The sequence below is a fragment of the Mesorhizobium sp. B2-8-5 genome (genome assembly GCF_006440675.2).
Lineage (GTDB): Bacteria > Pseudomonadota > Alphaproteobacteria > Rhizobiales > Rhizobiaceae > Mesorhizobium.
In genome coordinates this window covers 5291425-5313233 of the sequence record NZ_CP083951.1, presented here as the reverse complement: position 1 = coordinate 5313233, position 21809 = coordinate 5291425, and the positions used below count along the sequence as shown (strand labels likewise).

Sequence of the window (21809 nt, the reverse complement as noted above, 5' to 3'; positions counted from 1 at the left end):
TGTGATCAGCTTTGACCGCCTTCGCCTCAGCTCGTATGCGCGACCAGCTTGTCCACCGTCTCGGGGAAGAAGTCGGGCGCCGAGCGGCGCTTGCCGAACATCATGTCGTATTGGATGAGCCGGAAATCGTTGATCTTCGGGTCGATCTGCTTCTGCCTCGCCCAGTCCGGGGTGGCTTCGCCCGAGGGCGACAGGAGCAGGTTGCGGTCGACCACCCGGTAGTGTTCGCGCAGCGCGCCGAGGAAACCGGTGTAATAGGGGTGGGTGATGCCCGCGGTGGTCAGGATATGGTAGGGCAGGAAGGCCGGGCTTACCGAGCCCAGGTTCTGCACCGGACCGGAGCGGTTCGACCAGATGACCAGCGGCGTGTCGTGATGCTCGATCGCGGCGCCGGCGTTAGGTTCCCTGCGCGGCGCGACATTGTCTTTGAGATAGCCCGTCTCGACATAGACCGGTCCCAGCGGCGGCAGATGGTCGCCGAAGAAGGCGATGATCGTCGGCCGCTGGCGCGCCTTCGCCCAGTCGATCAGGCGCTTAAGGCCATGGTCGGCGTCGGCCGAGCCTTCGGCATAGGAGAGCAGCGATTCCCGCGCCCAGGAGCTGATCGGCGCATCGACCGAATGCGTCGGGTTGCTGTAGCGGTAAGGCTCGTAAGGCCCATGGTTCTGCAGGCTGACCGCAAAAAAGAACACCGGGTCGTCGCTGGCATCGGCCTCGCGGATGATCTCGTCGGTCATTGCCGCGTCGGAGGCAAGCGGGCCGCGCTTTTCCATCGGCGGCAGCGTCTCTTCAGACTTGAAGTCCTTGAAGCCGAAATCGGCATAGACCGCGCCGCGGTTCCAGAACCAGTTGGTGCCAGGATGGATGGCACGCGCATAGTAACCTTCGCTCTTCAGGAAGGTGGCCAGCGACGGGGTCGGGGTGCGCACATATTGCTGATAGGGGATCGAGCCGGCCGGCAGGAAGGCGTTGGAAAAGCCGGTCAGCGCCTCGAACTCGATATTGGCGGTCATGCCGCCGAACTCAGGCGAGAACATCGAGCCGGAGCGCAAGGCGCGCACTGTCGGGATCGGGTCGGGCTTGATGGTGACGCCGGGCAACTGCGTCGGATCCCAGAAGGATTCGCTCATCACCACCACGATATCCGGCTTCTCGTCCGGCACCGAAGCGGCGACGTCGGGGCGCTGGATCGCGGCCATCGCCTTTTCGGTGTAGCCGGGCGGCGCCGAGACATGCGCCATCGGCACATTCATCGCGAAAGCCAGCGCAAAACCGTTGGAGGCGTAGTTTTCCTTCTGGTCCCACATGATCGGGATGATCTGCAGCCGGTCGCGCGTCCACGAGAAGGTGGCATAGTCCATGATCGAGACGAAGAAGGCGAGCAGCGGCACGGCAAGCGCCAGCCGCGCCAGGCGGCCTTTGCGGCTGAGGATCGGCACCCGCCTGCGCCAGGTCCGCCAGCCGTAGACGAGCAGCGTCAGCCCGCCGACGATGCCGACCGCCAGCATGACGGCCGTCCACGGCCGCTCGCGCACCAGAAGCGGCATCAGCGCCACGATCTGGCGGGCGAACAGGAAATCCGTCGGATAGAGCGGATCGCCGAGATAATGCGATTTCTGGTGGCCGACAAAAGCCAGCGCCAGCGTCAGCGGCGCCACGATCATCAGGCTCTGGTGACTGCGCCCGAGTATGGCGTCCAGCCCGACCAGCACCAGGGCGAAGACGATGATGGTGGTCCAGCCCGGCTTGAACGGCTGCAGGAAGAAATCGACCGTGCCGAAGAAATCGCCGCGCACGATCAACTCGATCGCGAATACGAGCAGGGCGGAGACGAGAAGCGTCGTCAGGCCGTAGCGTACAGTCGGCCAGGCCCGTCCCGGCAGGTAGCCGGTGGACGGATCGTCTTCCAAAAACTGCGGCACGGGCTTGGCCGCGCCTTTTCTGATCCTTGCCACTCTACTTCCCCCGGCCAACGCGACACGCCTTCCACGCCCGTCACGCTTCTGTCATCGAAATGTCACGCAAAGCTAGCGCCTGTGGCGGAAATAAGAAGAGCCAGCAAACTAAACGTGAGCGGTTTTCATCAGGTGTGATCGCCAAAAAGCCTTTCGGAACAGGGAGTCAGCTGGGTTTTCCGGCTGAAATGCTGGCTGAAGAGGCGCCGGCGGGCTTGACTTGGCTGTGCGCCTTGCGCCAGAGGCAGGGAAAAACCAGCCTCTGGAGAGACCCAAAATGGCCGTCGCATTCACCTTTCCGGGACAGGGCAGCCAGGCCGTCGGCATGGGCAGGGACCTCGCCGATCAATTCCTCGAAGCGCGCCGCGTCTTCGAGGAAGTGGACGCCGCGCTCGGCGAAAACCTGTCGAAACTCATCTGGGAAGGACCGGAAGAGACGCTGACGCTGACCGCCAACGCCCAGCCGGCGCTGATGGCGGTGTCGCTGGCGGCGATGCGGGCGCTTGAAGCGCGGGGCTTCTCGCTGAAGGACAAGGTGGCCTATGTGGCCGGTCATTCGCTGGGCGAATATTCCGCGCTTGCGGCGGCCGGCTTCGTTTCGGTCGGCGACGCCGCCAAGCTTTTGCGCACCCGCGGTAACGCCATGCAGGCTGCGGTGCCGGCCGGGGAGGGCGCCATGGCCGCCATCATCGGGCTGGAGCAGGCCGATGTCGAAGCGGCTTGCGCGGAAGCGGCCAAAGGCTCCGTCTGCCAGGTCGCCAACGACAATGGCGGCGGCCAGCTGGTGATTTCGGGCGCCAGGGCGGCGGTCGAACTGGCGGCGAAGCTGTGCACCGAAAAGGGCGCCAAGCGGGCGCTGATGCTGCAGGTTTCCGCGCCTTTCCACTCGGCGCTGATGGCGCCGGCGGCCGATATCATGCGCGAGGCGCTGGCGGGTGTCGCGAAATCCGCGCCGATGGTCCCCGTCGTCTCCAACGTGACGGTGACGCCGACCAGCGACCCGGACGAGATCGCCCGCCGGCTGGTCGAGCAGGTGACCGGCCGCGTGCGCTGGCGCGAGACGGTGGAATGGTTCGGCGCCAATGGGGTGTCGAGCCTTTACGAAGTCGGCGCCGGCAAGGTGCTGACGGGCCTGGCGCGCCGCATCAACCGCGACATCGCCACCGGCGCCATCGGCACGGCGGCGGAAGTCGAGGCGGCACTGGCGGCGCTTGGCTAAGGATCGCTCGAACGTTACCGGAGGTGTCGAATGTCTCCTTCGAAGATTGGTCGAAGCAAAACCGAGCACATGGAGGAGGACTATCGCATTGCAGCTGAGGTTGTGGAACGCATTCGGCGCGGTGACGAGGATGTCCTGACGACCGAAGATTTCTGGCATGGCCTGGATGATTTGACGTATACGGAACCGGGATCGCCCGCGGCGCATTCGGAAAAATGAGGTTGAGAAAATGTTCGAACTGACTGGCCGCAAGGCGCTCGTCACCGGCGCAACAGGGGGCATCGGCGAAGCGATCGCCAGAGTGCTGCACAGCCAGGGCGCTATCGTCGGCCTGCACGGCACCCGTGTGGAGAAGCTGGAAGCCCTGGCGGGCGAATTGGGCGACCGCGTAAAACTGTTTCCGGCGGACCTGGCCAACCGCGACGCGGTCAAGGCGCTCGGACAGAAGGCTGAAGCCGACCTCGAGGGCGTCGATATCCTGGTCAACAATGCCGGCATCACCAAGGACGGCCTGTTCGTGCGCATGTCGGACGCCGACTGGGATTCTGTGATCGAGGTCAACCTCACCGCCGTGTTCCGGCTCACCCGCGAGCTGACCCATCCCATGATGCGCCGCCGCCATGGCCGCATCATCAACATCACTTCGGTGGTCGGTGTCACCGGCAATCCCGGGCAGACCAATTACTGCGCATCCAAGGCCGGCATGATCGGCTTTTCCAAGTCGCTGGCGCAGGAAATCGCCACCCGCAACATCACCGTCAACTGCGTCGCCCCGGGCTTCATCGAATCGGCCATGACCGACAAGCTCAACGACAAGCAGAAAGAGACGATCATGGCCGCGATCCCGACAAGACGCATGGGCACCAGCGTTGAAGTGGCGTCGGCCGTCGCCTATCTCGCCTCCAACGAGGCGGCCTACGTGACCGGCCAGACCATTCACGTCAACGGCGGCATGGCGATGATCTGAGGCATGGGCGGGCGCCTGTGAAAACAGCCATTTCGGCTTGGACGCCTGCCATTTTTCGTGTAATGCGGCCCGCAACCCGGCGGTTCGGGCAAAAACCGGTCCTGTGGCGTGCGTTGCCCGCAAGACCATCTTTCAGCTTGATTAGCGGCATTCCGCCCGCTAACGAAGATAGACAACTTAAGACGAGGATTGCCCCAAATGAGTGACACCGCAGAGCGCGTCAAGAAGATCGTCATCGAGCATCTCGGCGTCGACGCCGACAAGGTGACGGAGCAGGCGAGCTTCATCGACGACCTGGGCGCGGACAGCCTCGACACGGTCGAACTCGTCATGGCGTTCGAAGAAGAGTTCGGCGTCGAGATTCCGGACGATGCGGCCGAGACCATCCTGACCGTCGGCGATGCCGTGAAGTATATCGACAAGGCCTCGGCCTGAGTTCTTTCGCAGGCATTATCGGGGAGGACCTGCGATGAGGCGTGTCGTCGTCACGGGCCTTGGCCTGCTTTCGCCATTTGGCATGGGCGTCGAGCACAGCTGGCGGGAATTGCTCTCCGGCCGCAGCGCTTGCCGCCGCGTCACCGAATTCGAGGTGGACGATCTTGCCTGCAAGATCGCCCACGTCATCCCGCGTGGCGACGGCTTGAACGGCACCTTCAATCCGGAGGCCGTGCTCGAGCCGAAGGAACTGCGCAAGATCGGCGAGTTCATCCTCTATGGCATCGCCGCCGCCGACGAGGCGCTGGCCGATTCCGGCTGGAAGCCCCAGACGCATGAGGACCAGTGCGCCACCGGCGTGCTGATCGGCTCCGGCATCGGCGGTATCGACGGCATCGCCGAAAACGCGATGATCCTGAAGGAACGCGGCCCGCGCCGCATCAGCCCCTTCTTCATCCCCGGGCAGATCATCAATCTGGTCTCGGGCCAGGTCTCCATTCGCCACGGCCTGAAAGGCCCGAACCATGCGGTGGTCACCGCCTGCTCGACCGGCGCGCACGCCATTGGCGACGCCGCCCGGCTGATCATGTGGGGCGATGCCGATGTGATGCTGGCCGGCGGTGCCGAGGCGCCGATCACCCGGCTGTCGATTGCCGGCTTCGCCGCCTGCCGGGCGCTCTCCACCGAGCGCAATGACAGCCCCGAAACAGCTTCGCGTCCCTATGATCGCGACCGCGACGGCTTCGTCATGGGCGAGGGCGCCGGCGTTGTCGTCCTGGAAGAGCTGGAGCATGCCAAGGCGCGCGGCGCCAAGATCTATGCGGAAGTCACCGGCTATGGCCTGACGGGCGACGCCCATCACATCACCGCGCCGGCCGAAGACGGCGATGGCGCCTTCCGCTGCATGACGGCGGCGCTTAACCGGGCGAAGCTCTCGCCGGCCGACATCGACTACATCAACGCGCACGGCACCTCGACCATGGCCGACACGATCGAGCTCGGCGCGGTCGAGCGCCTGGTCGGCAATGCCGCCTCGAAGATCTCGATGTCGTCGACCAAGTCGTCGATCGGCCATCTGCTGGGCGCCGCGGGTGCCGCGGAAGCGATCTTCTCGATCCTGGCCATCCGCGACAACATCGCGCCGGCGACCATCAATCTCGACAATCCGGAACGCGAGACGGCGATCGATCTTGTGCCGAACAAGCCACGCCAGCGCCAGATTGACGTCGCGCTGTCGAATTCCTTCGGCTTCGGCGGCACCAACGCCTCGCTCGTGTTCCAGCGTTACAATGGCTGAAGGGCCAGCCGGAGCAATCCTAGGAAAAGTGCGCAGCGGTTTTCTACCCGGGATTGCTCAGAGACAGACAACCAGCCGGCAGTTCCGCCACCTGCCGTCATTTTTGCCAAATTCTCCCCTAGCTTTTTGCCGGGGGATTCGTTGCAAGATCAGACGGTAGGGCGCGCCATGAGCACAAATCCGGGCAGCACAAATCCGGGCGGCGACGGGGAATTCGGACGGCAAGGCACAAAGGGGCCGATCAGGCCGAAGACCGCGGCCGAGGCGTTGCGCCCGGAAGCCGGCACGCCGCCGCCGTCGAAGCGCTCGCGCGCCTCGCGCAGCCAGGTCGTCGTCTTCCTCAATTTCTTCCTCTCCATGGTCATCCTGGTCGTGCTCGCCTCGGGTGTCGCGCTCTATTTCGGCATGCAGGCTTTCGTCGAGCCCGGCCCATCCGCCAATGGCGACACCTTCCTGATCAAGCCGAGCACCGGCGTGCAGGAGATCGCCGACCAGTTGGAACGCCGCAACCTGATCAGCGATGCCCGCGTCTTCCGGCTAGGCGTGCGCGCCACGGGCAATGAATCGGCGCTGAAGGCTGGCGAGTACGCCATCAAGCCGCGCGCCTCGATGCGCGACATCATGGAACTCTTCAAGAGCGGCAAGTCGGTCATGTACTCGCTCACCATTCCCGAAGGGCTGACGGTCGAGCAGGCGCTGCAGCGGGTCGCCGATCAGGAGGCGCTGACCGGCGATATGCCGCCGGCCTTGCCGCCGGAGGGCAGCATCGCCACCGACACGCTGCGCTTTACCCGCGGCGCCACAAGGCAGCAGATGGTCGATAAGCTGATCGCCGACCAGAAGAAGCTGGTCGACGACGTCTGGTCGCACCGCGCGCCCGACCTGCCGATCGCCAACATCGACGACTTCGTCACGCTCGCCTCGATCGTCGAAAAGGAGACGGGCAGGAGCGACGAGCGCTCGCGCGTCGCCGCGGTGTTCCTCAACCGTCTGGCCAAGGGCATGCGGCTGCAGTCCGACCCGACCATCATCTACGGCCTCTTCGGCGGCAAGGGAAAGCCGGCGGACCGGCCGATCTACCAGTCGGACCTCGACAAGCAGACGCCCTACAACACCTACATGATCAAGGGCCTGCCGCCGACGCCGATCGCCAATCCGGGTCGCGCGGCGCTCGAAGCGGTCGCCAATCCGTCGAAGACCGACGACCTCTATTTCGTCGCCGACGGCAATGGCGGCCATGTCTTCGCGGCGACGCTGGAAGAGCATAACCAGAACGTTGCCCGCTATCGGGCGCTGCAGAAGAAGCAGGCGGACGCCGCCGCCAAGGCGTCCGGCCAGACGACGGCGCCGGCGGCTCCCGATGGCAACGGCGACAGCGGCGATGCCGGTGCCAATGGCGGCAGCGGCGAGAACGGCGACGGCGGCGGCGGCGACGCGCAATAGGCGCAATGCATGTCGCCCAAAAGTGCGCAGCGGTTTTGGGAAAACGACATGCATCAAACGCACTGCATGTCGCCCAAAAGTGCGCAGCGGTTTTGGGAAGACGACATGCATCAAACGGAAGTACGCGTCCTTTGACGCGAGGCCGTATTCATGTTTTGAGGGGGCGCCGGCCTTTCGTCCGGCGATGTTTGGGGCGCGCAGCGCTGGGCCACGCATGCCTTGGCTGCGACAGGGGGACGACAGGGCAATGAGCCTGCAAAGCATGACCGGTTTTGCGCGGTCCGCCGCCGAAAGTGATGGCACCTCGATCGCCTGGGAGGTGAAATCGGTGAACGGCAAGAGCGCCGAGGTGAGGCTGAGGTTGCCGCAGGGTTTCGACCGGCTGGAGACGGCGGTCCGGCAGACTATTCAGAAGGGCTTTGCGCGCGGCAACTTCCAGGCGACGTTGACCGTCGGCCGCGCCGCCGCCAGGCAAGTCCAGCCGGTGGTCAACGAGGCGTTCCTCAAGGATTTGGCGGGGCTGGCCAAGCGTTTGCAGGATCAGTTCGGCACCGAGCCCGCCACCGCGGATGGCCTGCTTTCCCTGCGCGGGGTGCTCGACATCCCCGAGGCCGTGGAGACCGAGGAGGAGCGGGCTACCCTCGATGCCACGATCCTGTCGGCGCTCGAGGCGGCGCTCGCCGGCCTTGAACAGGCGCGCCTCGGTGAGGGCGCGGCACTTGGCGCGCTTCTTTCCGGCCATGTCGACACCATCGAGACGCTGACGCTGAAGGCGGAGGCCGACCCCTCGCGCGAACCCGCCGCGATCCGCGCGCGCATCGCCGAGCAGATGCGTCTGTTGATAGATGCCTCGGCCAATCTCGATGCCGTCCGGCTGCACCAGGAAGCGGCCTTCCTCGCCACCAAGGCCGATATCCGCGAGGAGATCGACCGGCTGAAGACACATGTCGCTTCGGCGCGGGCGCTGCTCAAAAGCGGTGGCGCCGTTGGCCGCAAGCTCGATTTTCTCGCGCAGGAATTCAACCGCGAATCGAATACGTTGTGCTCGAAGTCGAACGCCGCCGCGGTCACCGCGATCGGGCTGGAGCTCAAGGCGGTGGTCGACCAGTTTCGCGAACAGGTCCAGAATCTGGAGTGACGGGATGGTTGCCAAGGAACCGACGGCCGCCAGGGATCTGGGGTCCCGCATCCGCCGTCGTGGATTGATGCTGGTGCTGTCGTCGCCGTCGGGCGCCGGCAAGTCGACGATCGCGCGCAATCTTCTGGAAAGCGATGGAAGTCTCGAGCTTTCGGTCTCCGTTACGACAAGGCCGCGCCGCGGCTCGGAAATCGAGGGCGTCCACTACCATTTCCGTACCATGCGCGAGTTCGAGCGGCTGCGCGACTCCGACGCGTTGCTCGAATGGGCCGAGGTGCACGGCAATTGCTATGCGACGCCGCGTGAGCCCGCGGAAATCGCGCTGGCCGAAGGCCGCGACATGCTCTTCGACATCGACTGGCAGGGCGCCCAGCAGCTCAAGGAGAAGATGCGCGCCGATATCGTTTCGATCTTCATCCTGCCGCCGTCGATGAAGGAATTGAAGGCGCGCCTAAAGCGTCGCGCCGAGGACCAGGAATCCGTCATCGAGACCAGGCTGAAGAACGCCCGCCTCGAAATCGAGCATTGGAAGGAATACGACTTCGTCATCGTCAACGACGATCTCGACCGCGCCTTCGCCGAGGTCCGCGCCATCGTGACGGCGGAGCGGCTTCGGCGCGACAGGCGCCCTGGCCTGTTCGATTTCATTTCGGGGTTGCTGGACGAGAAGACGGGGTAAATCGCCCGTCATTTCAGCATGGCGATATCCATGATGAGGCGCGACAACGGTACTTCCTCACCGGCAAAGCTCTCGATCATTGCGTCCAGAACGCGTTCGCGCTCGAGCATGTCGGCATTAAACGAGAATCCTGCATTCTCTATCAACATTGCCAGGAAAGTGAGCTGTGTACGGCCATTGCCTTCACGGAATGGATGCACGGCGTTGATCTCGGCCAAAACATGCGCAGCCCCAACCGCAAAGTCTTCGATGGCAAGCCCGCGAAAATGGTCGGCTTCAGTCAATCCCTCGAATATCCTGCTCATCTCCTGATCGATGTATTCGGGATAACAGAACCAGTTGCCGCCTTTGCCGATGCGAATGGTGCGAACCTCGCCAGCCCATTCGTAAATGTCCTGGAATAGGTGATGATGAACGACTTTATAGTGCTCATAGTCCAGCCTACCGACCGGCATATTCTCATCGGCTCTCGTCAGAAAAAGCGCTAACTCGAATTCGTCGAGTTCGGCCTGGTCCTCGATATTCAGCTTGTTACGAAGAACAGTCGTGCCCGGATAGCATAGCGGATCGTCTTCAGCGGCGTATACCACCTGCTGATCCTATTTTTTTCGGGATACTTGTTCCTTGATCAAGGCCCTGCGTTCGTCCCCAGTAAGGCCCCGCGCGCGGCTTTCCGTTAGGATTGTCGCCATGCGGCGTGACAATCTGAGACCTTCAACAGCGCTGATCTTCTCGCCTCTGTCACTGGTCAGGATGAATTGACCATTTTGCCCGGAGCGAATGAGGGTGTGGCTCTTCTTCATTCAGCGACACTACCATGTTCCACGATTTCCGGGCAATCGCGCCGCCGATTATGGCGGGCCGACGCCGGATACTACACCGCGTTCGTCAACCTGACGAACTCCTCGACACTCAGCGTTTCCGCCCGACGCGTCGGGTCGATGCTGGCGCGGGTCAGCAGCGCCTCGCCACCCAGGCTCTTCACGCTTTGCCTGAGCATCTTGCGGCGCTGGCCGAAGGCGGCTTCGGTGACGCGGCCGAGCTTTTTGGCGTCGGCGGGGAGGGGGGACTGTCGCGGCACCAGATGCACCACCGATGAGGTGACCTTCGGCGACGGCGTGAACGCCTGCGGCGGCACGTCGAAGGCGATCCTCGCCTCGGTGCGCCAGCCGGCCAGGACGCCCAGCCGGCCATAGGCGTCACTGCTAGGAGCCGCGGTGATGCGCTCCGCCACCTCGCGCTGGAACATCAGCGTCATCGATTGGTAGAAGGGCGGCCAGTCGGCCACCGTCAGCCAGCGGATCAGAAGCTCCGTGCCGATATTGTAGGGAAGGTTGGCGACGATCTTCACAGGCGCGCCGCTCGCCGCGCCGCCGAGTGCGGCAAAATCCGTCTTCAGCGCATCGCCGGGAATGACCTCGAGCCGGCCGGGATAATGGTTGGAAACCTCGGCCAGCGCTTCGAGGCAGCGCTCGTCGCGCTCGATGGCGATCACGCGCCGCGCGCCGTTGAAGAGCAGTGCCCGCGTCAGTCCGCCCGGACCCGGACCGACCTCGATCACTGTCGTCTCGCCGAGATCCCCGGCGGCGCGCGCGATCTTGCCTGTCAGGTTGAGGTCGAGCAGAAAATTCTGCCCGAGCGCCTTCTTGGCCTGCAGGCCGTGCCGCTCGATCACCTCGCGCAGCGGCGGCAACCCGTCGATTGTGGTGCGTCCGCTCAATGCATCCTCACGCGGCGGCCTGCCGTCCGCTGTCGGCCAGCCGGCGCGCCAGCCTCAACGCGGCGATCAGGCTGTCGGGGCGCGCGATGCCCTTGCCGGCGATGTCGAAAGCGGTGCCGTGGTCGGGCGAAGTGCGGATGAAGGGCAGGCCGAGCGTAACGTTGACGGCCTCGTCGAAGGCTAAGGTCTTGGCCGGGATCAGCGCCTGGTCGTGATACATGCAGAGCGCTGCGTCATAGGCGGCGCGCGCGCGTGGATGAAACATCGTGTCGGCCGGCAGCGGTCCGATCGCGTCGATGCCTTCCGCCTGCAACATCTCGACGGCGGGAGCGACGATCGCTGCATCCTCCAGCCCCATGGCGCCGCCCTCGCCGGCATGCGGGTTGAGCCCGGCGATCGCAAGCTTCGGCCGCGCGATGCCGAAGCGGCTCTTGAGATTGGCGGCGGTGATGCGCGCGGTTGCGACGATCAACTCCGTCGTGAGCATTTTCGGCACTTCGGCCAACGCGATGTGGATGGTCACCGGAACGGTGCGCAGGTCCGGTCCGGCCAGCATCATCACCGGCGTCACGTCCCTGCCGGTGTGGCGCGAGGCCAGATGCGCCAGATACTCTGTGTGGCCCGGAAAGCCAAATCCGGCATCATAGAGCGGCTTCTTGGCGATCGGGCAGGTGACTATCGCCGCGGCGCGGCCGGCGAGGCAGTCCGCGACGGCGCGGTCGATGGCTTCGATCGTGCCTGCGGCATTGGCCGGGTCCGGCTCTCCCGGGCTGTCGACATGGCGCGCATAGAGCGGCACGACGGGCAGCGCGCGGGAAAAATGATGCGCTGCCTGTCCTGGCAGCGTCTCGGCAATCGCAACATTTGCGCCGACCAGGCGGGCGCGGGCTTCGATCAAAGCGGGGTCTGCAAGCAGGTAGAAGGGTGGCACGCCGGCGCTGTCGCCGGCCTGCCAGGCGGCGATGGCGATTTCGGGCCCGATGCCCGAGGGATCGCCGACGCTGAGCGCCAGCGGTGCATCGGTCTTCTGCGCGCTCATGCGGTGGGCCGGCTGCGGTATTGCACGCTTGTCGCTCTAGCGTTCGACGATCTTGGCCTTCTGGCGCAGCTCGGCGACATATTTCTTGCTGAGTTCGTCGGCGTCCTTGTCGTTGCTGCCTTCTGCCTGGAACACCATCTGCGCGGCCTTGTCGTCGGAAACATCGCGCGAGGAGCAGACGCCGATGAATTCGATGCCGCGCTCGGTCTCGCGGGTCGGCGTCGCGGCGCCGACCTTGGTCGCCTTGATCTGCTCGGCCCAATCGGACGGCAATTGTGGCGCCAGAAAGCGGCCGAGATCACGCACGGTGACGTCGAGCAGGCCCTTGGCGAAGTCGCGCGTGGTGTTGCAGCCGCTGAAGCGGGCGCGCATGGCGTCTGCCTCGCGCTTGCGTTTGGCGAGCGTGGCGGCGCGCTCCGACGCGGGCACCACGAAGATCACCTGCTGCAGCATGTATTCCGTCGCGGTCGGCTTGGCGCCGCCCTTGTCCAGCATGCGCCGCACGGCATCCTGCTCGGTCACCGAGCCGCCTTCGCCGGAGCGGTAGCGCGCGCTGAGCGCCTGGTTCCAGGCCATCTGGGCACGGATGAATTCCTTGAAGTGTTCCTTGGTGACGCCCGATTGCGCCATGATCGCGTCGAGTTTCGCCAGCGGCATCTTGTTGCCCGAAGCGAAGCGCTGGTAGGCGGCGTCGACCTGCTGGTCGCTGATGCGGATGCCGAGCCGCTTGGCTTCGGCCAGCCGCAGCGTCTGGTCGATCATCTCCTGTGCGGCATCGCCCTTCTTGTGCTGCAGCTTGAAGAAGGCTGCGCGGTGCGCGATGTCGCCGGTGGTGATCGCTATGTTGTTGACGACATACTTGATCTCAGCGGCGAAAGCAGGCTGCACGACAGCCGTGACCGAAACCGAGGCCGCCACCAGAAGCGCGAATCCCGCTGAAAACAGGTATTTCCTCATCTTACCTTCCCAATCTTCCCCACCATGACGGCGCCGCGCGTCCTCCGAACGCCTGCGCGATGCGGTCGACCCCATTGCCCGTCTTATGCGGCGAAACGATGTCGCCGGCTCATGACGCCTAGAATCGAGCCTATACTCAGGGGATCAGGCGCCAAATCAAGACCAAACCACCATCAGCGCCGAGCGACGCACGGCTCCGTACGCCCACCCTTGGTCACTGGATGGTATCGACCGCGCTTGTTGACGAACCGAAATCGCCGAGCGTGCGGAACGACAGGTTGAAACCGATGTTCTGCGACACTTCCTTGGTGACGGTGTCACGCGTCTGCGAATACGTCATGATGTAAGTGAAGCAGGAATCGTTGTAGGCGAAGCCGACACCGTCCTTGACCAGCACATTTGTCTGGATGTCGTAAGTGCCGGTGCCGAACAGCCGCCAGTTCTGCGCCACATGGGTCGAGGCGCCGAGCGTGAGCTCATGGCGGTCGGTGGTGAAGCCATAGAGCGGCTGCGCCTCGATGAAGGCATATTTGGCGCTGAGCGATATCGGCAGGCTGGAATAGGCGGCCTTCACTTCGGCGCGCCTGACCTCGAAGGTCTGCTCGTCGAAACGCCCGCTCAGCGAGCCGGAGAAACCGCTCGGGCTGTTGAAGCCGACAAGGCCGACATAATCCGAGGTCGGCTTGTCCAGACCGGACTCGGCCCCGACATTGACGAGATCGGGCGCGGCAAAAGAGTTTTCGCCCGCGAGCTGATAGGACTGGCCGAAGATGGCGTTCGTGCCCCAGCCATTGTCATAGGCGCCCGAATACCGGAAGCCGACATTGGCGCGCGTGCCGCCTTCTATGCGGTCGTAGCCCGAGAATTTGTCGCGCTCGAACAGGGTGGTCGCGTCGAAGACGAAGCTCTGCGCGTCTTCGTTGGGGATCGCCAGTCCGCCGACATATTGCTCGTTCGGACGCACGAAGACCTGCGCGGTCGGTTCCAGGATGTGGCTGGAACTGGGCATCGAGAACAACAGCGGCCAGCGCGCCTCGAGCCCGAGCGTGGCCATGTAGCGGGCAAGCGACGAGCGCATGTCCACGTCCTGGCCGAGATTCGTCGCCATCTGGTTGACGGCATCGAGCGAAGCCGAATTGGCGTTGACATAGCCGGCGTCGCCGCGCAACGCGAGCAAAGGCGTCAGTTGCAGGCCGTTATCGGTGGTGAAGGTGCGCTTCCACTCAGCTTCCGCCGTCAGCCGGCTCGACTCGCCTTCGATGCCGCGCACGTTGTTGATCGAATTCGGATCGCTGGCATCGGCGAGCACGGCGTCCAGCCGGTTGCGGCTGATCACGCGTGCGTTGACGTTGAACGACAGCTGGCCACCGGCCACCGAAGTGTCGGGGATATAGGCGTAATCGAGCGACGGCAGCACCCAGGGTTGCTTGGCAGCGCGCGCTGTCGGGTCGCTGGAGAGCGTGTCTTCCTGCACCTCGAAGCGCATGGCACGGACGTCGAAATAATTGCGGTCGCTCAAGCCCGTCAGATAGATCGACGACTGGTGGACGAGGTCGCTGTAGCCGTCAATGTTGTAGGTGCGCGAGAATTCCTTGTCGGTCTGGAGCAGCACGTCCCAGCCGAAATTCCAGCGCTCGTTGATGGCGAACTGGCCCTTGGTGCCCATCATGCCGCGGAACTTGTTCGGATCGTTGGCAGGCCCGGAATTCACATTATGGCCGGCCGAATCTACAAACGCATCGGGATCCTGCTGGTTGATGCCGGCGATCTTCAGCGTGTACTGGCCGTTGTTGAAGCGCTGGCGCCACTCGGCCTCGCCGAGGAAACCCTGCTTTGTATAGCCGCTGCCGGTGACGGTCAGGTCATAGGTCGGAGACAGCGCGAAGTAATAGGGGACTTTGACGCCGACGCCGAGATGGTTGTTGTAGACGATGCCGGGGATCAGGAAGCCGCTCTTGCGCTTCACCGTCGGGTCGGCGATCTCGAAGGCCGGCAGGTAGGCGAGCGGGAAGCCGAAGAACTCGAAATTCGAGTTCTCGAAGCGGACCGTCTTCTTCTCGCCGTTCCAGATGATCTTGCGCGCCTTGACGCGCCAGGTCGGCGCTTTGTCCGGCTTGTCCTCGCAAGGTTCGCAGGCGGTGTAGACACCGTTGTGGAAGGTGGTGAGCACGCCACCCATGCGCTCGGCGCTCTCGGCGGCGAAATAAGCCTTGTCGATCGTCTCGACACGCAGCGCGTTGAGAAAACCGTCGGCAAAATCGTCGGTGATGTCGATATGGTCGGAATTGACCTTGGTGCCGTCGCTGTTGATCAACTCGACGGCGCCGCTGGCGACGAGGCGCTTGGTGTCGCGATTGTAGACCACGCGCTGGGCGACCAGCTTGTTGCCGCCATAGTCGATCTGCACGCCGCCGACGGCCGTCACCGTATGCTTGTCGTTGTCATAGACAAGCGTATCGGCGGCCAGCAGCATCTGCGTGCCGGAAGGGACGGACTTGGCAGCGATCGTCTGCGCCAGCGCGGGCGCCGTCGGCACCGCACAGGCGAACAGACACGCCAAGGCGGTCGCCCCATAGAGGCGTGCCAGACCGGCCTGCCTATGGCTGCGCAAAACCGCCTCCCTCACTAGCCGTCTTCCTTATATAGCAGAAACGTCACCCCAAAGAACATAGCCACGACAACCGGAACCCATGCAGCCACCACAGTAGGCACGAATCCGGCGACACCGAATGCCTTGACCAGTACCGAAACGACATAAAGCAGAAAGCCGGCCACGACGCCACCCAGAATCATCGTTGCCGACTGCCCCATTCGCGCAAATCTCATTGAAACCGTTGCAGCAATCAGCGTCATGGCCACGAGAAGGAACGGCAATGCCACAAGCGAATTAAATTGCATGGCGAAGGCGTTTGCCTTGAGTCCGAAGGAACGGGCGACCTCGATCTTGCGCGGCAGCTCGTAGAAGGGGATGGTTTCCGGACGCGCCAGCCGCTCCTGCACGAATTCCGGCTTCAGATTCGTCGGCACCTTGTCGGACGCCAGCGTCTGGATATTGCCGCCCTTGAAGACCTTGACGTCCTGCAATTCCCAATAGCCGTCGCGCAGGAAGGCCTTGGCGGCATCCTTGCGCTCGGTGATGTTGCCCTCATGGTCGAGGACGAAAAACACCGCATCCGCCATCTCCAGCCCCTGGTTGAGGATGGCGCGGGCGCCGATGATGGTGTCGCCCGATTCGGTCTTTTGCCGAAGCCACGGCGTGACATTGGTGGTGACGGCATTCGATTTGCCGGCCCGCAGGTCGTTCTCCATCTGCTCGGACCAGGAAAAGCCATGCGCGGCGATCGGGTTGATGATGGCGACCGACAGCACGCCGAACATCAGCGCGCCGACGCAGCAGGGGAACAGGAACTGCCAGGCCGAGACACCGGCCGAGCGCGCAATCACCAGCTCGTAGCGGCGATTGAGCGACACCAGCGTCGCCATCGCCGAGAACAGCCCGACGAACGGCACCGTCTGCAGCATGATCATCGGCATCCTGAGCGCCGAAATGGCGAAGGCAATGCCGTAGGTGAAGCCGGGCAACCCGGTCGTGCGGCCGGAAAGCTCGGTAAAATCGATCAGGAACACCAGCGCCAGCAGTCCCAGGAAGAACCAGAAGGTGATCGAGACGTAGCGGAAGAAGAAATAGCGGCCCAGCGTCCAGCCCATGGTCAGGCTCCCTGGCCGGAAGTGCGCCGGGCGAGCCAGAGCTTGAATGCCGTCCAATTGTCACCGGCGCGCTTGGCAAAACCTGTCAGCCAGTCGGCCCAACTGACCGGCAGTTCCATGCTGCGCGAGGAAACGATGAACCAGATCGAAACCGCTGAGGCGATGATGGGTATGCCGTAGAGCAGGTAGACGTAATACCAGACCTTGTCGGCCTTGCCGGCGGCGAAGAAGCCAAGCCATCGCACGAAAAGCGCGATTGCGATCGCCGTGATCAGCGGATTGATGCGCGACTCGCGATGCGAGCGCGCATCGCCCGCGACCGCAAGCGCGATCAGCGCGAACACAAGCGAATAGGACCATTCGGCGAAGCGCTGGTTGAGTTCCGCCCGGTAGCTGCCGGGTTCGCGCTGGAACATCTTGTCGTTGGGATCCGGGTTGAGCAGATACGCCGTCGTCCGGTCCTTGGGCAAAAGCGTGATGTCGTTCGCCGCCGACATGAAGGCCGACATGTCGAAGGCGTAAGAGGTGAAGCGGATGACGGAGAGGTCGCCGGTCACCGACTTGCGGTTGATGACGCCGTCATTCATCATCAGCACCTTCTCGTCGCCCTTTTCGACGATGCTGCCGGTCTTGGCGTAGTAGGTGAGGCTGGCGCCTTCCTCGCGCGAATCGGCGACGAAGATGCCGCCGAGCCGGTTGCCGGGAAGCCGTTCGCCGACCTGCAGGTAAAGGCCTTCGTCGATCTTGCGGAACGTGCCTTCCTGGATGATCAGCGACACGAGGTCGGCGCGCGAGGCCGCCACCAGCTGGCGGTTTTTCTGCCTGGCATACGGGTCGGCGGCGTTGTCGACGATGAAGGAAAACGCGCAGGCAAAGGCCGCGAGCAGAAGGATCGGCCGCGCGATCGTCCAGCGCGAGGCGCCCGCGGCGCCGAGCACCGCCAGCTCCGAATCTGTGTTCATCGCGCTCAGCGTCTGCGCCACCGCCACCACCAAGGCGAACGGCACGACGATCGGAATGATGGAGGGGATGATGAGCGCCGCGACCTCGAAGAAGGTCAGCGCCGACTGGCCGTTGTCGGTGACGAGATCGATCTTGGCCAGCACCTGCGTCGTCCACACGATCGCCAGCGTCCACACCAGCGATGCGAGGAACATCGTCAGCGCGCGGCGCATGATGTAGCGTTCAACGACCTTCATGAAGGCTTTTCTCGATTTTGCCGAACGGCATCATGCCCGCCGACAAGGTAGTGATCCGGCAACGCCCGCACAACTGGGTCATAGGCGGCTCGCTCCGGTTCGTCGCCCCACGCCGCGTGCCCCCGCGCGGCGGAGTCTCCGCGTCAATGGATAAGAAATGCAAAACATCGATGGTTAACAGCACGTTACGGCAGCAAGCTAAGGTCGTGCCGGGGCGAATCCTTTGTCTATGGTAGCGCTGATATAGACAGCGATTTCGGCCAAAGTCTTGCCAAATGGCTGAAAACGACCAAATGTCGCGCACGCTTGCCAAACGCGTTGCTCGCCAAGAAATACCCTTTGCCGGCACCTTCCGGCCATCCCCGAAAGCAGGACCTGATGACGTCGAGACCTTCCATTTCTTTCGCCAAGTTTGCCACGCCGAAAAAGGGCAGCGTCTTCGTGTTCGCGGCCGACGGCGGCGGGCTCGGCGAGGCGGCGAAGGCCTGCGATCCGGCCGGCGCGCTGGCACGCGCCTTTCCGGTCGCGGATTTTTCCGGCAAGTTCGCAAGCTCGGCCGAGGTGCTGGCGCCGGAAGGAACTTCGGTCGACCGGCTGGTGGCGATCGGCGCCGGCAAGGTCTCGAGCCTCGACGACAATGCCTGGCTGAAGCTCGGCGGGGCCATTGCCGCTTCGCTGCGCAAGGCGGCCGAGGTGGCCGTCATCCTCGATCTGCCCGAACTGCAGCCCGACGGCCGCCAGGCGGCCAACCTTGCCGCCGGCATGCTGTTGCGCAGCTATTCCTTCGACAAATACAAGACCAGGAAAGACAAGGAAGACGGGCAATCTGACGCGAAGGGCGCCAAGAAGGCCGAGGCGGCGAAGCCCGCGAGGATAACCATCCAGTGCGCCGACCCCGCGGCCGCGAAGAAGGCGTTTGCGGGCGAGGAAGCCGTGACCGACGGCGTGCTGCTTGCGCGCGATCTCGTCAACGAGCCGGCCAATGCGCTCGGGCCTGTCGAATTCGCCGAACGCGTCAAGGCGCTGGAGCAGCTCGGCGTCGAGGTCGAGATCCTGGCTGAAAAAGAGATGAAGAAGCTCGGCATGGGTTCTCTGCTCGGCGTAGCGCAAGGCTCGCCGCGCGGCGCGCGCTTGGCGGTGATGCGCTGGAACGGCGGCAAGGCCAAGGATGCGCCGCTTGCCTTCATCGGCAAGGGCGTCACCTTCGACACCGGCGGCAATTCGATGAAGCCTGCCTCCGGAATGGAGGACATGAAGGGCGACATGGGCGGCGCGGCCGCCGTCACCGGCCTGATGCACGCGCTCGCCGCGCGCAAGGCCAAGGCCAATGTGGTCGGCATCATCGGCCTGGTCGAGAACGCCGTCGACGGCCATGCCCAGCGCCCCGGCGACATCGTCACATCGATGTCTGGCCAGACCATCGAAGTGCTCAACACCGACGCGGAAGGCCGCCTGGTCCTGGCCGACGCGCTCTGGTACGCCAACGACCGTTTCAAGCCGAAATTCATGATCAATCTGGCGACGCTCACCGGCGCTGTCATGGTGGCGCTCGGCCAGCACTATGCCGGCCTGTTCTCAAACAATGACGAGCTTGCCGGCCGGCTTTTCGGCGCCGGCCAAGCCAGCCAGGAGCGGCTGTGGCGCATGCCGCTCGGGCCCGAATACGACAAGCTGATCGATTCCAAGAACGCCGACATGAAGAATATCGGCGGCCGCTATGGCGGCGCCATCATCGCCGCGCAGTTCCTGCAGCGCTTCGTCAAGGACACGCCCTGGGCGCATCTCGACATCGCCGGCACCGCGATGGGCGCGCCGTCGAGCGAGATCAACCAGTCCTGGGGCTCGGGCTTCGGCGTGAGGCTGCTCGACAGGCTGGTGCGCGATCACTACGAAGGGTAGGGATGGCCGAAATCCTGTTCTACCATTTGACCGAATCGACACTCGAGGAGGCGCTGCCCGGCCTGCTCGAGCGCAGTGTCGAGCGCGGCTGGCGCGCGGTGGTGCAGACCGGCACCGAGGAGCGTCGCGACGCGCTCGACCAGCATCTGTGGATTTTCCGCGACGATTCCTTTCTGGCGCATGCCACCGACCGCGAGGCCTATCCGGCCGAACAGCCGGTCCTGCTCACCACGGGCCAGGGCAACCAGAACGCCGCGCAGATCCGCTTCCTGGTCGACGGCGCAAGCCCGCCCGAACTATCGGGCTACGAGCGCGCCGTCTTCCTTTTCGATGGCCATGACGCCGCGCAGCTCGAAGGCGCGCGGACGCATTGGAAGACGCTGAAGGAAGCCGGCCACGCCGTGACCTACTGGCAGCAGACGCCCGACCGTCGCTGGGAGCGCAAGGCTTAGAGCCGTCAGCGATCGCCGATCGTTACCTTGTTGATTTTCGTACCGTGCGGAAGGTCTTTTACTTGCCGGTGAATCTGGCCGGCTATGTGCACTTTGACCACGAAGAAAGTCTTGTTGATTTGCTTAACGGACATTTCGCCACCGAGCACGGGCGGCTTTTCGAAGTCGTAACATTCGTCGACCCCCAAGACCAATCCCTTCTTTCGTGCCGTCGTCACTAATCCAGCCAGCAACAGTTCCTCGCGACGATCAGGATCATTGAACTGGGTTGTAAGTTCCGGCCACGTTTCCGACACTTGGGTCAATCGGCCTCCGACCATGTCCAGCAATTTGACGGAACCATCGGGAGCGCGGAAGAAAATGTCACCGAACGCAGAGACTGCGCCGGGCTCCAAGCCATCAAGCCCAATCCACTTCCAGCCGTCCAGCGCTTCCCAGATATCCTTCTTTGATGGCTCGATAAACAGATGCTGGAGACCGCTCGGCCACGGGCTTCTGACAGCGTCTGCATTTGGCTTAGAAACAGAATTCCCAAAGACAAAAGAAATAAAGCGAGAAAAAGAATTAGCCATACCTCACCCCCTGGAAGCATCGCATACTTACAGCAGAATGATCGACGATCAAACATGGTCGCGCAGACGCCGATGATGGCCGTCGCCTCGAACCGCTTTTTGCGTTAGATAGGGCCAAGCTCACGCGGCGGGGGGAGAATGCGGATCAGGATCGTCGGAACCGGCAGGGCGGTACCGGCTGAGCGCCTCACCACACGCGCCCTGGAGGCGAAGCTGAGCCTTGGCGAGGGCGCGCTTGAAACCGTCACCGGTGTCGTCGAGCGCTATGTCTGCAATGCCGAATCGCAGATCGATCTCGCCTGTGCCGCCGCGCGCCTTGCGCTTGAGGATGCCGGCCTAGAGGCCGGCGCCGTGGACCTGATCGTCGGCGGCTGCGGTGTGCCCTACCAGCCGTTGCCGGCGACCGCGCCGCTGGTCATGCAGCGCCTCGGGCTGGCAGACGGCTCGGCCGCCGCCTTCGACGTCAACAGCACATGCCTTGGCTTCCTCACCGCCTTCGAGACCGCGGGCCGCATGATCGAGGCGGGGCAGTGCGAGACGGCTCTGGTCTTCTCGTCCGAAGTCGCCTCGCGCGCTTTGCCATGGCAGGACGCGCCGGAGATCGCCGCGCTCTTCGGCGACGGCGCGGCGGCGGCCGTGCTGCGCAAGGCCAAGCCAAGCGAGGGAAAGGTGGCGGCGAGCCTGATGCGCACTTATCCGTCGGGCTGGGAAGCCTGCGGCATTGGTTCGGGCGGCACGCGCTTCGATTTCCGCAAGGAGCGGGAAGCGTTCGCGGCGCACAGCCTGTTCCACATGGACGGCAAGGAACTGTTCCGGCTTACCTCGCGCCACTTCAACGGCTTCGTCGATGCTCTGCTCGGGCGCGCCGGCTGGCGGCATGACGATGTCGATCTCGTCGTGCCGCATCAGGCGAGCCCCTTCGCGCTTGCCCATATGGCGCGCCAGACCGGTTTTGCGCCGCAAAAGCTCGTCGACATCTCCACCCGCTTCGGCAACCAGATCGCGGCTTCCATTCCCTTCGCGCTCGACGTCGCGCGCCGCGAGGGGCGCGTCGCGCCAGGCATGAAGCTGCTCTTCCTCGGCACGTCGGCCGGCGTCTCCTTCGGCGGCATGGCGCTGGAGACCTAGGG

At 63.9% G+C, this 21809-nt stretch carries 20 protein-coding genes; 11 read left to right on the top strand and 9 right to left on the bottom strand.

All coding sequences use genetic code 11. The features are described from left to right. Nucleotides 1-26: 26 nt before the first annotated feature. Nucleotides 27-1955, bottom strand: coding sequence for an LTA synthase family protein (locus tag FJ430_RS26395; RefSeq protein ID WP_140703167.1), 1929 nt, complete (start codon nucleotides 1953-1955; stop codon nucleotides 27-29). A 277-nt stretch (nucleotides 1956-2232) separates the two neighbouring features. Here FJ430_RS26395 and fabD point away from each other — a divergent pair, with 277 nt between their 5' ends. The 8 genes from fabD to gmk all read left to right on the top strand — a co-directional run bounded on the left by fabD (nucleotide 2233) and on the right by gmk (nucleotide 9133). Beyond that, entirely contained in the window at nucleotides 2233-3174 is a 942-nt protein-coding gene (fabD, locus tag FJ430_RS26390; protein ID WP_140703170.1) for an ACP S-malonyltransferase, read from the top strand. Between the two features lie 30 nt (nucleotides 3175-3204). Beyond that, a complete protein-coding gene (locus FJ430_RS26385) occupies nucleotides 3205-3393 on the top strand; it encodes a hypothetical protein (RefSeq protein WP_140644484.1) in 189 nt (62 codons plus the stop codon). Nucleotides 3394-3403: 10 nt separating this feature from the next. Beyond that, complete coding sequence (gene fabG / locus FJ430_RS26380; RefSeq protein WP_140703172.1) at nucleotides 3404-4141, top strand: 3-oxoacyl-[acyl-carrier-protein] reductase; 738 nt, start codon at nucleotides 3404-3406, stop codon at nucleotides 4139-4141. Between the two features lie 198 nt (nucleotides 4142-4339). Next, on the top strand, nucleotides 4340-4576 hold the full coding sequence (locus FJ430_RS26375; RefSeq protein ID WP_006203723.1) for an acyl carrier protein: 237 nt from the start codon (nucleotides 4340-4342) through the stop codon (nucleotides 4574-4576). Nucleotides 4577-4610: 34 nt separating this feature from the next. Next, nucleotides 4611-5873 carry a beta-ketoacyl-ACP synthase II gene (gene fabF, locus FJ430_RS26370; protein ID WP_140644486.1) on the top strand — a complete coding sequence of 421 codons (1263 nt, stop codon included), beginning with the start codon at nucleotides 4611-4613 and terminating at the stop codon, nucleotides 5871-5873. Nucleotides 5874-6041: 168 nt separating this feature from the next. Beyond that, complete coding sequence (gene mltG, locus FJ430_RS26365; RefSeq protein ID WP_140644487.1) at nucleotides 6042-7316, top strand: endolytic transglycosylase MltG; 1275 nt, start codon at nucleotides 6042-6044, stop codon at nucleotides 7314-7316. Between the two features lie 247 nt (nucleotides 7317-7563). Further along, the gene (locus FJ430_RS26360) at nucleotides 7564-8454 is read left to right on the top strand and encodes a YicC/YloC family endoribonuclease (RefSeq protein ID WP_140644488.1); all 891 of its coding nucleotides are present in this window, start codon (nucleotides 7564-7566) and stop codon (nucleotides 8452-8454) included. 4 nt (nucleotides 8455-8458) lie between these two features. Then, a complete protein-coding gene (gene gmk, locus FJ430_RS26355) occupies nucleotides 8459-9133 on the top strand; it encodes a guanylate kinase (protein ID WP_095767013.1) in 675 nt (224 codons plus the stop codon). 8 nt (nucleotides 9134-9141) lie between these two features. Here gmk and FJ430_RS26350 read toward each other — a convergent pair whose 3' ends face one another. The 7 genes from FJ430_RS26350 to lptF all read right to left on the bottom strand — a co-directional run bounded on the left by FJ430_RS26350 (nucleotide 9142) and on the right by lptF (nucleotide 17756). After that, entirely contained in the window at nucleotides 9142-9723 is a 582-nt protein-coding gene (locus FJ430_RS26350; RefSeq protein WP_140703174.1) for a Fic/DOC family protein, read from the bottom strand. Nucleotides 9724-10007: 284 nt separating this feature from the next. Then, nucleotides 10008-10853: a 16S rRNA (adenine(1518)-N(6)/adenine(1519)-N(6))-dimethyltransferase RsmA gene (gene rsmA / locus FJ430_RS26345; protein WP_140703177.1), complete on the bottom strand. Its 846-nt coding sequence runs from the start codon at nucleotides 10851-10853 to the stop codon at nucleotides 10008-10010. A 7-nt stretch (nucleotides 10854-10860) separates the two neighbouring features. Beyond that, a complete protein-coding gene (gene pdxA / locus FJ430_RS26340; RefSeq protein ID WP_140703179.1) occupies nucleotides 10861-11892 on the bottom strand; it encodes a 4-hydroxythreonine-4-phosphate dehydrogenase PdxA in 1032 nt (343 codons plus the stop codon). A gap of 36 nt (nucleotides 11893-11928) precedes the next feature. Then, complete coding sequence (locus FJ430_RS26335) at nucleotides 11929-12849, bottom strand: SurA N-terminal domain-containing protein (RefSeq protein WP_140703181.1); 921 nt, start codon at nucleotides 12847-12849, stop codon at nucleotides 11929-11931. A 214-nt stretch (nucleotides 12850-13063) separates the two neighbouring features. Next, nucleotides 13064-15475, bottom strand: a complete 2412-nt coding sequence (locus FJ430_RS26330; RefSeq protein ID WP_181175232.1) for an LPS-assembly protein LptD — start codon at nucleotides 15473-15475, stop codon at nucleotides 13064-13066. Further along, complete coding sequence (lptG, locus tag FJ430_RS26325) at nucleotides 15475-16557, bottom strand: LPS export ABC transporter permease LptG (protein WP_140644493.1); 1083 nt, start codon at nucleotides 16555-16557, stop codon at nucleotides 15475-15477. The genes FJ430_RS26330 and lptG overlap by 1 nt, the downstream gene beginning before the upstream one ends. 2 nt (nucleotides 16558-16559) lie before the next feature. Continuing rightward, nucleotides 16560-17756, bottom strand: a complete 1197-nt coding sequence (lptF, locus tag FJ430_RS26320; protein ID WP_140703184.1) for an LPS export ABC transporter permease LptF — start codon at nucleotides 17754-17756, stop codon at nucleotides 16560-16562. 378 nt (nucleotides 17757-18134) lie between these two features. On the opposite strand from lptF, the gene FJ430_RS26315 reads away from it, so the two are divergent. After that, on the top strand, nucleotides 18135-19655 hold the full coding sequence (locus tag FJ430_RS26315) for a leucyl aminopeptidase (RefSeq protein ID WP_140703186.1): 1521 nt from the start codon (nucleotides 18135-18137) through the stop codon (nucleotides 19653-19655). A gap of 2 nt (nucleotides 19656-19657) precedes the next feature. Further along, complete coding sequence (locus FJ430_RS26310; RefSeq protein ID WP_140703190.1) at nucleotides 19658-20107, top strand: DNA polymerase III subunit chi; 450 nt, start codon at nucleotides 19658-19660, stop codon at nucleotides 20105-20107. Nucleotides 20108-20112: 5 nt separating this feature from the next. Here FJ430_RS26310 and FJ430_RS26305 read toward each other — a convergent pair whose 3' ends face one another. Next, nucleotides 20113-20679, bottom strand: coding sequence for a T6SS immunity protein Tdi1 domain-containing protein (locus tag FJ430_RS26305; RefSeq protein ID WP_140703192.1), 567 nt, complete (start codon nucleotides 20677-20679; stop codon nucleotides 20113-20115). 138 nt (nucleotides 20680-20817) lie between these two features. On the opposite strand from FJ430_RS26305, the gene FJ430_RS26300 reads away from it, so the two are divergent. Beyond that, the gene (locus tag FJ430_RS26300) at nucleotides 20818-21807 is read left to right on the top strand and encodes a 3-oxoacyl-[acyl-carrier-protein] synthase III C-terminal domain-containing protein (protein WP_140703194.1); all 990 of its coding nucleotides are present in this window, start codon (nucleotides 20818-20820) and stop codon (nucleotides 21805-21807) included. Nucleotides 21808-21809: the final 2 nt, after the last annotated feature.

Excerpts from the sequence above, each read along its gene's own strand:
- fabD (WP_140703170.1), top strand. The coding sequence starts at position 2,233 with ATGGCCGTCGCATTCACCTTTCCGGGACAGGGCAGCCAGGCCGTCGGC.
- FJ430_RS26385 (WP_140644484.1), top strand. The coding sequence starts at position 3,205 with ATGTCTCCTTCGAAGATTGGTCGAAGCAAAACCGAGCACATGGAGGAG.
- fabG (WP_140703172.1), top strand. The coding sequence starts at position 3,404 with ATGTTCGAACTGACTGGCCGCAAGGCGCTCGTCACCGGCGCAACAGGG.
- FJ430_RS26375 (WP_006203723.1), top strand. The coding sequence starts at position 4,340 with ATGAGTGACACCGCAGAGCGCGTCAAGAAGATCGTCATCGAGCATCTC.
- fabF (WP_140644486.1), top strand. The coding sequence starts at position 4,611 with ATGAGGCGTGTCGTCGTCACGGGCCTTGGCCTGCTTTCGCCATTTGGC.
- mltG (WP_140644487.1), top strand. The coding sequence starts at position 6,042 with ATGAGCACAAATCCGGGCAGCACAAATCCGGGCGGCGACGGGGAATTC.
- FJ430_RS26360 (WP_140644488.1), top strand. The coding sequence starts at position 7,564 with ATGAGCCTGCAAAGCATGACCGGTTTTGCGCGGTCCGCCGCCGAAAGT.
- gmk (WP_095767013.1), top strand. The coding sequence starts at position 8,459 with ATGGTTGCCAAGGAACCGACGGCCGCCAGGGATCTGGGGTCCCGCATC.
- pdxA (WP_140703179.1), bottom strand. The coding sequence starts at position 11,892 with ATGAGCGCGCAGAAGACCGATGCACCGCTGGCGCTCAGCGTCGGCGAT.
- FJ430_RS26335 (WP_140703181.1), bottom strand. The coding sequence starts at position 12,849 with ATGAGGAAATACCTGTTTTCAGCGGGATTCGCGCTTCTGGTGGCGGCC.
- lptG (WP_140644493.1), bottom strand. The coding sequence starts at position 16,557 with ATGGGCTGGACGCTGGGCCGCTATTTCTTCTTCCGCTACGTCTCGATC.
- lptF (WP_140703184.1), bottom strand. The coding sequence starts at position 17,756 with ATGAAGGTCGTTGAACGCTACATCATGCGCCGCGCGCTGACGATGTTC.
- FJ430_RS26315 (WP_140703186.1), top strand. The coding sequence starts at position 18,135 with ATGACGTCGAGACCTTCCATTTCTTTCGCCAAGTTTGCCACGCCGAAA.
- FJ430_RS26310 (WP_140703190.1), top strand. The coding sequence starts at position 19,658 with ATGGCCGAAATCCTGTTCTACCATTTGACCGAATCGACACTCGAGGAG.
- FJ430_RS26305 (WP_140703192.1), bottom strand. The coding sequence starts at position 20,679 with ATGGCTAATTCTTTTTCTCGCTTTATTTCTTTTGTCTTTGGGAATTCT.
- FJ430_RS26300 (WP_140703194.1), top strand. The coding sequence starts at position 20,818 with ATGCGGATCAGGATCGTCGGAACCGGCAGGGCGGTACCGGCTGAGCGC.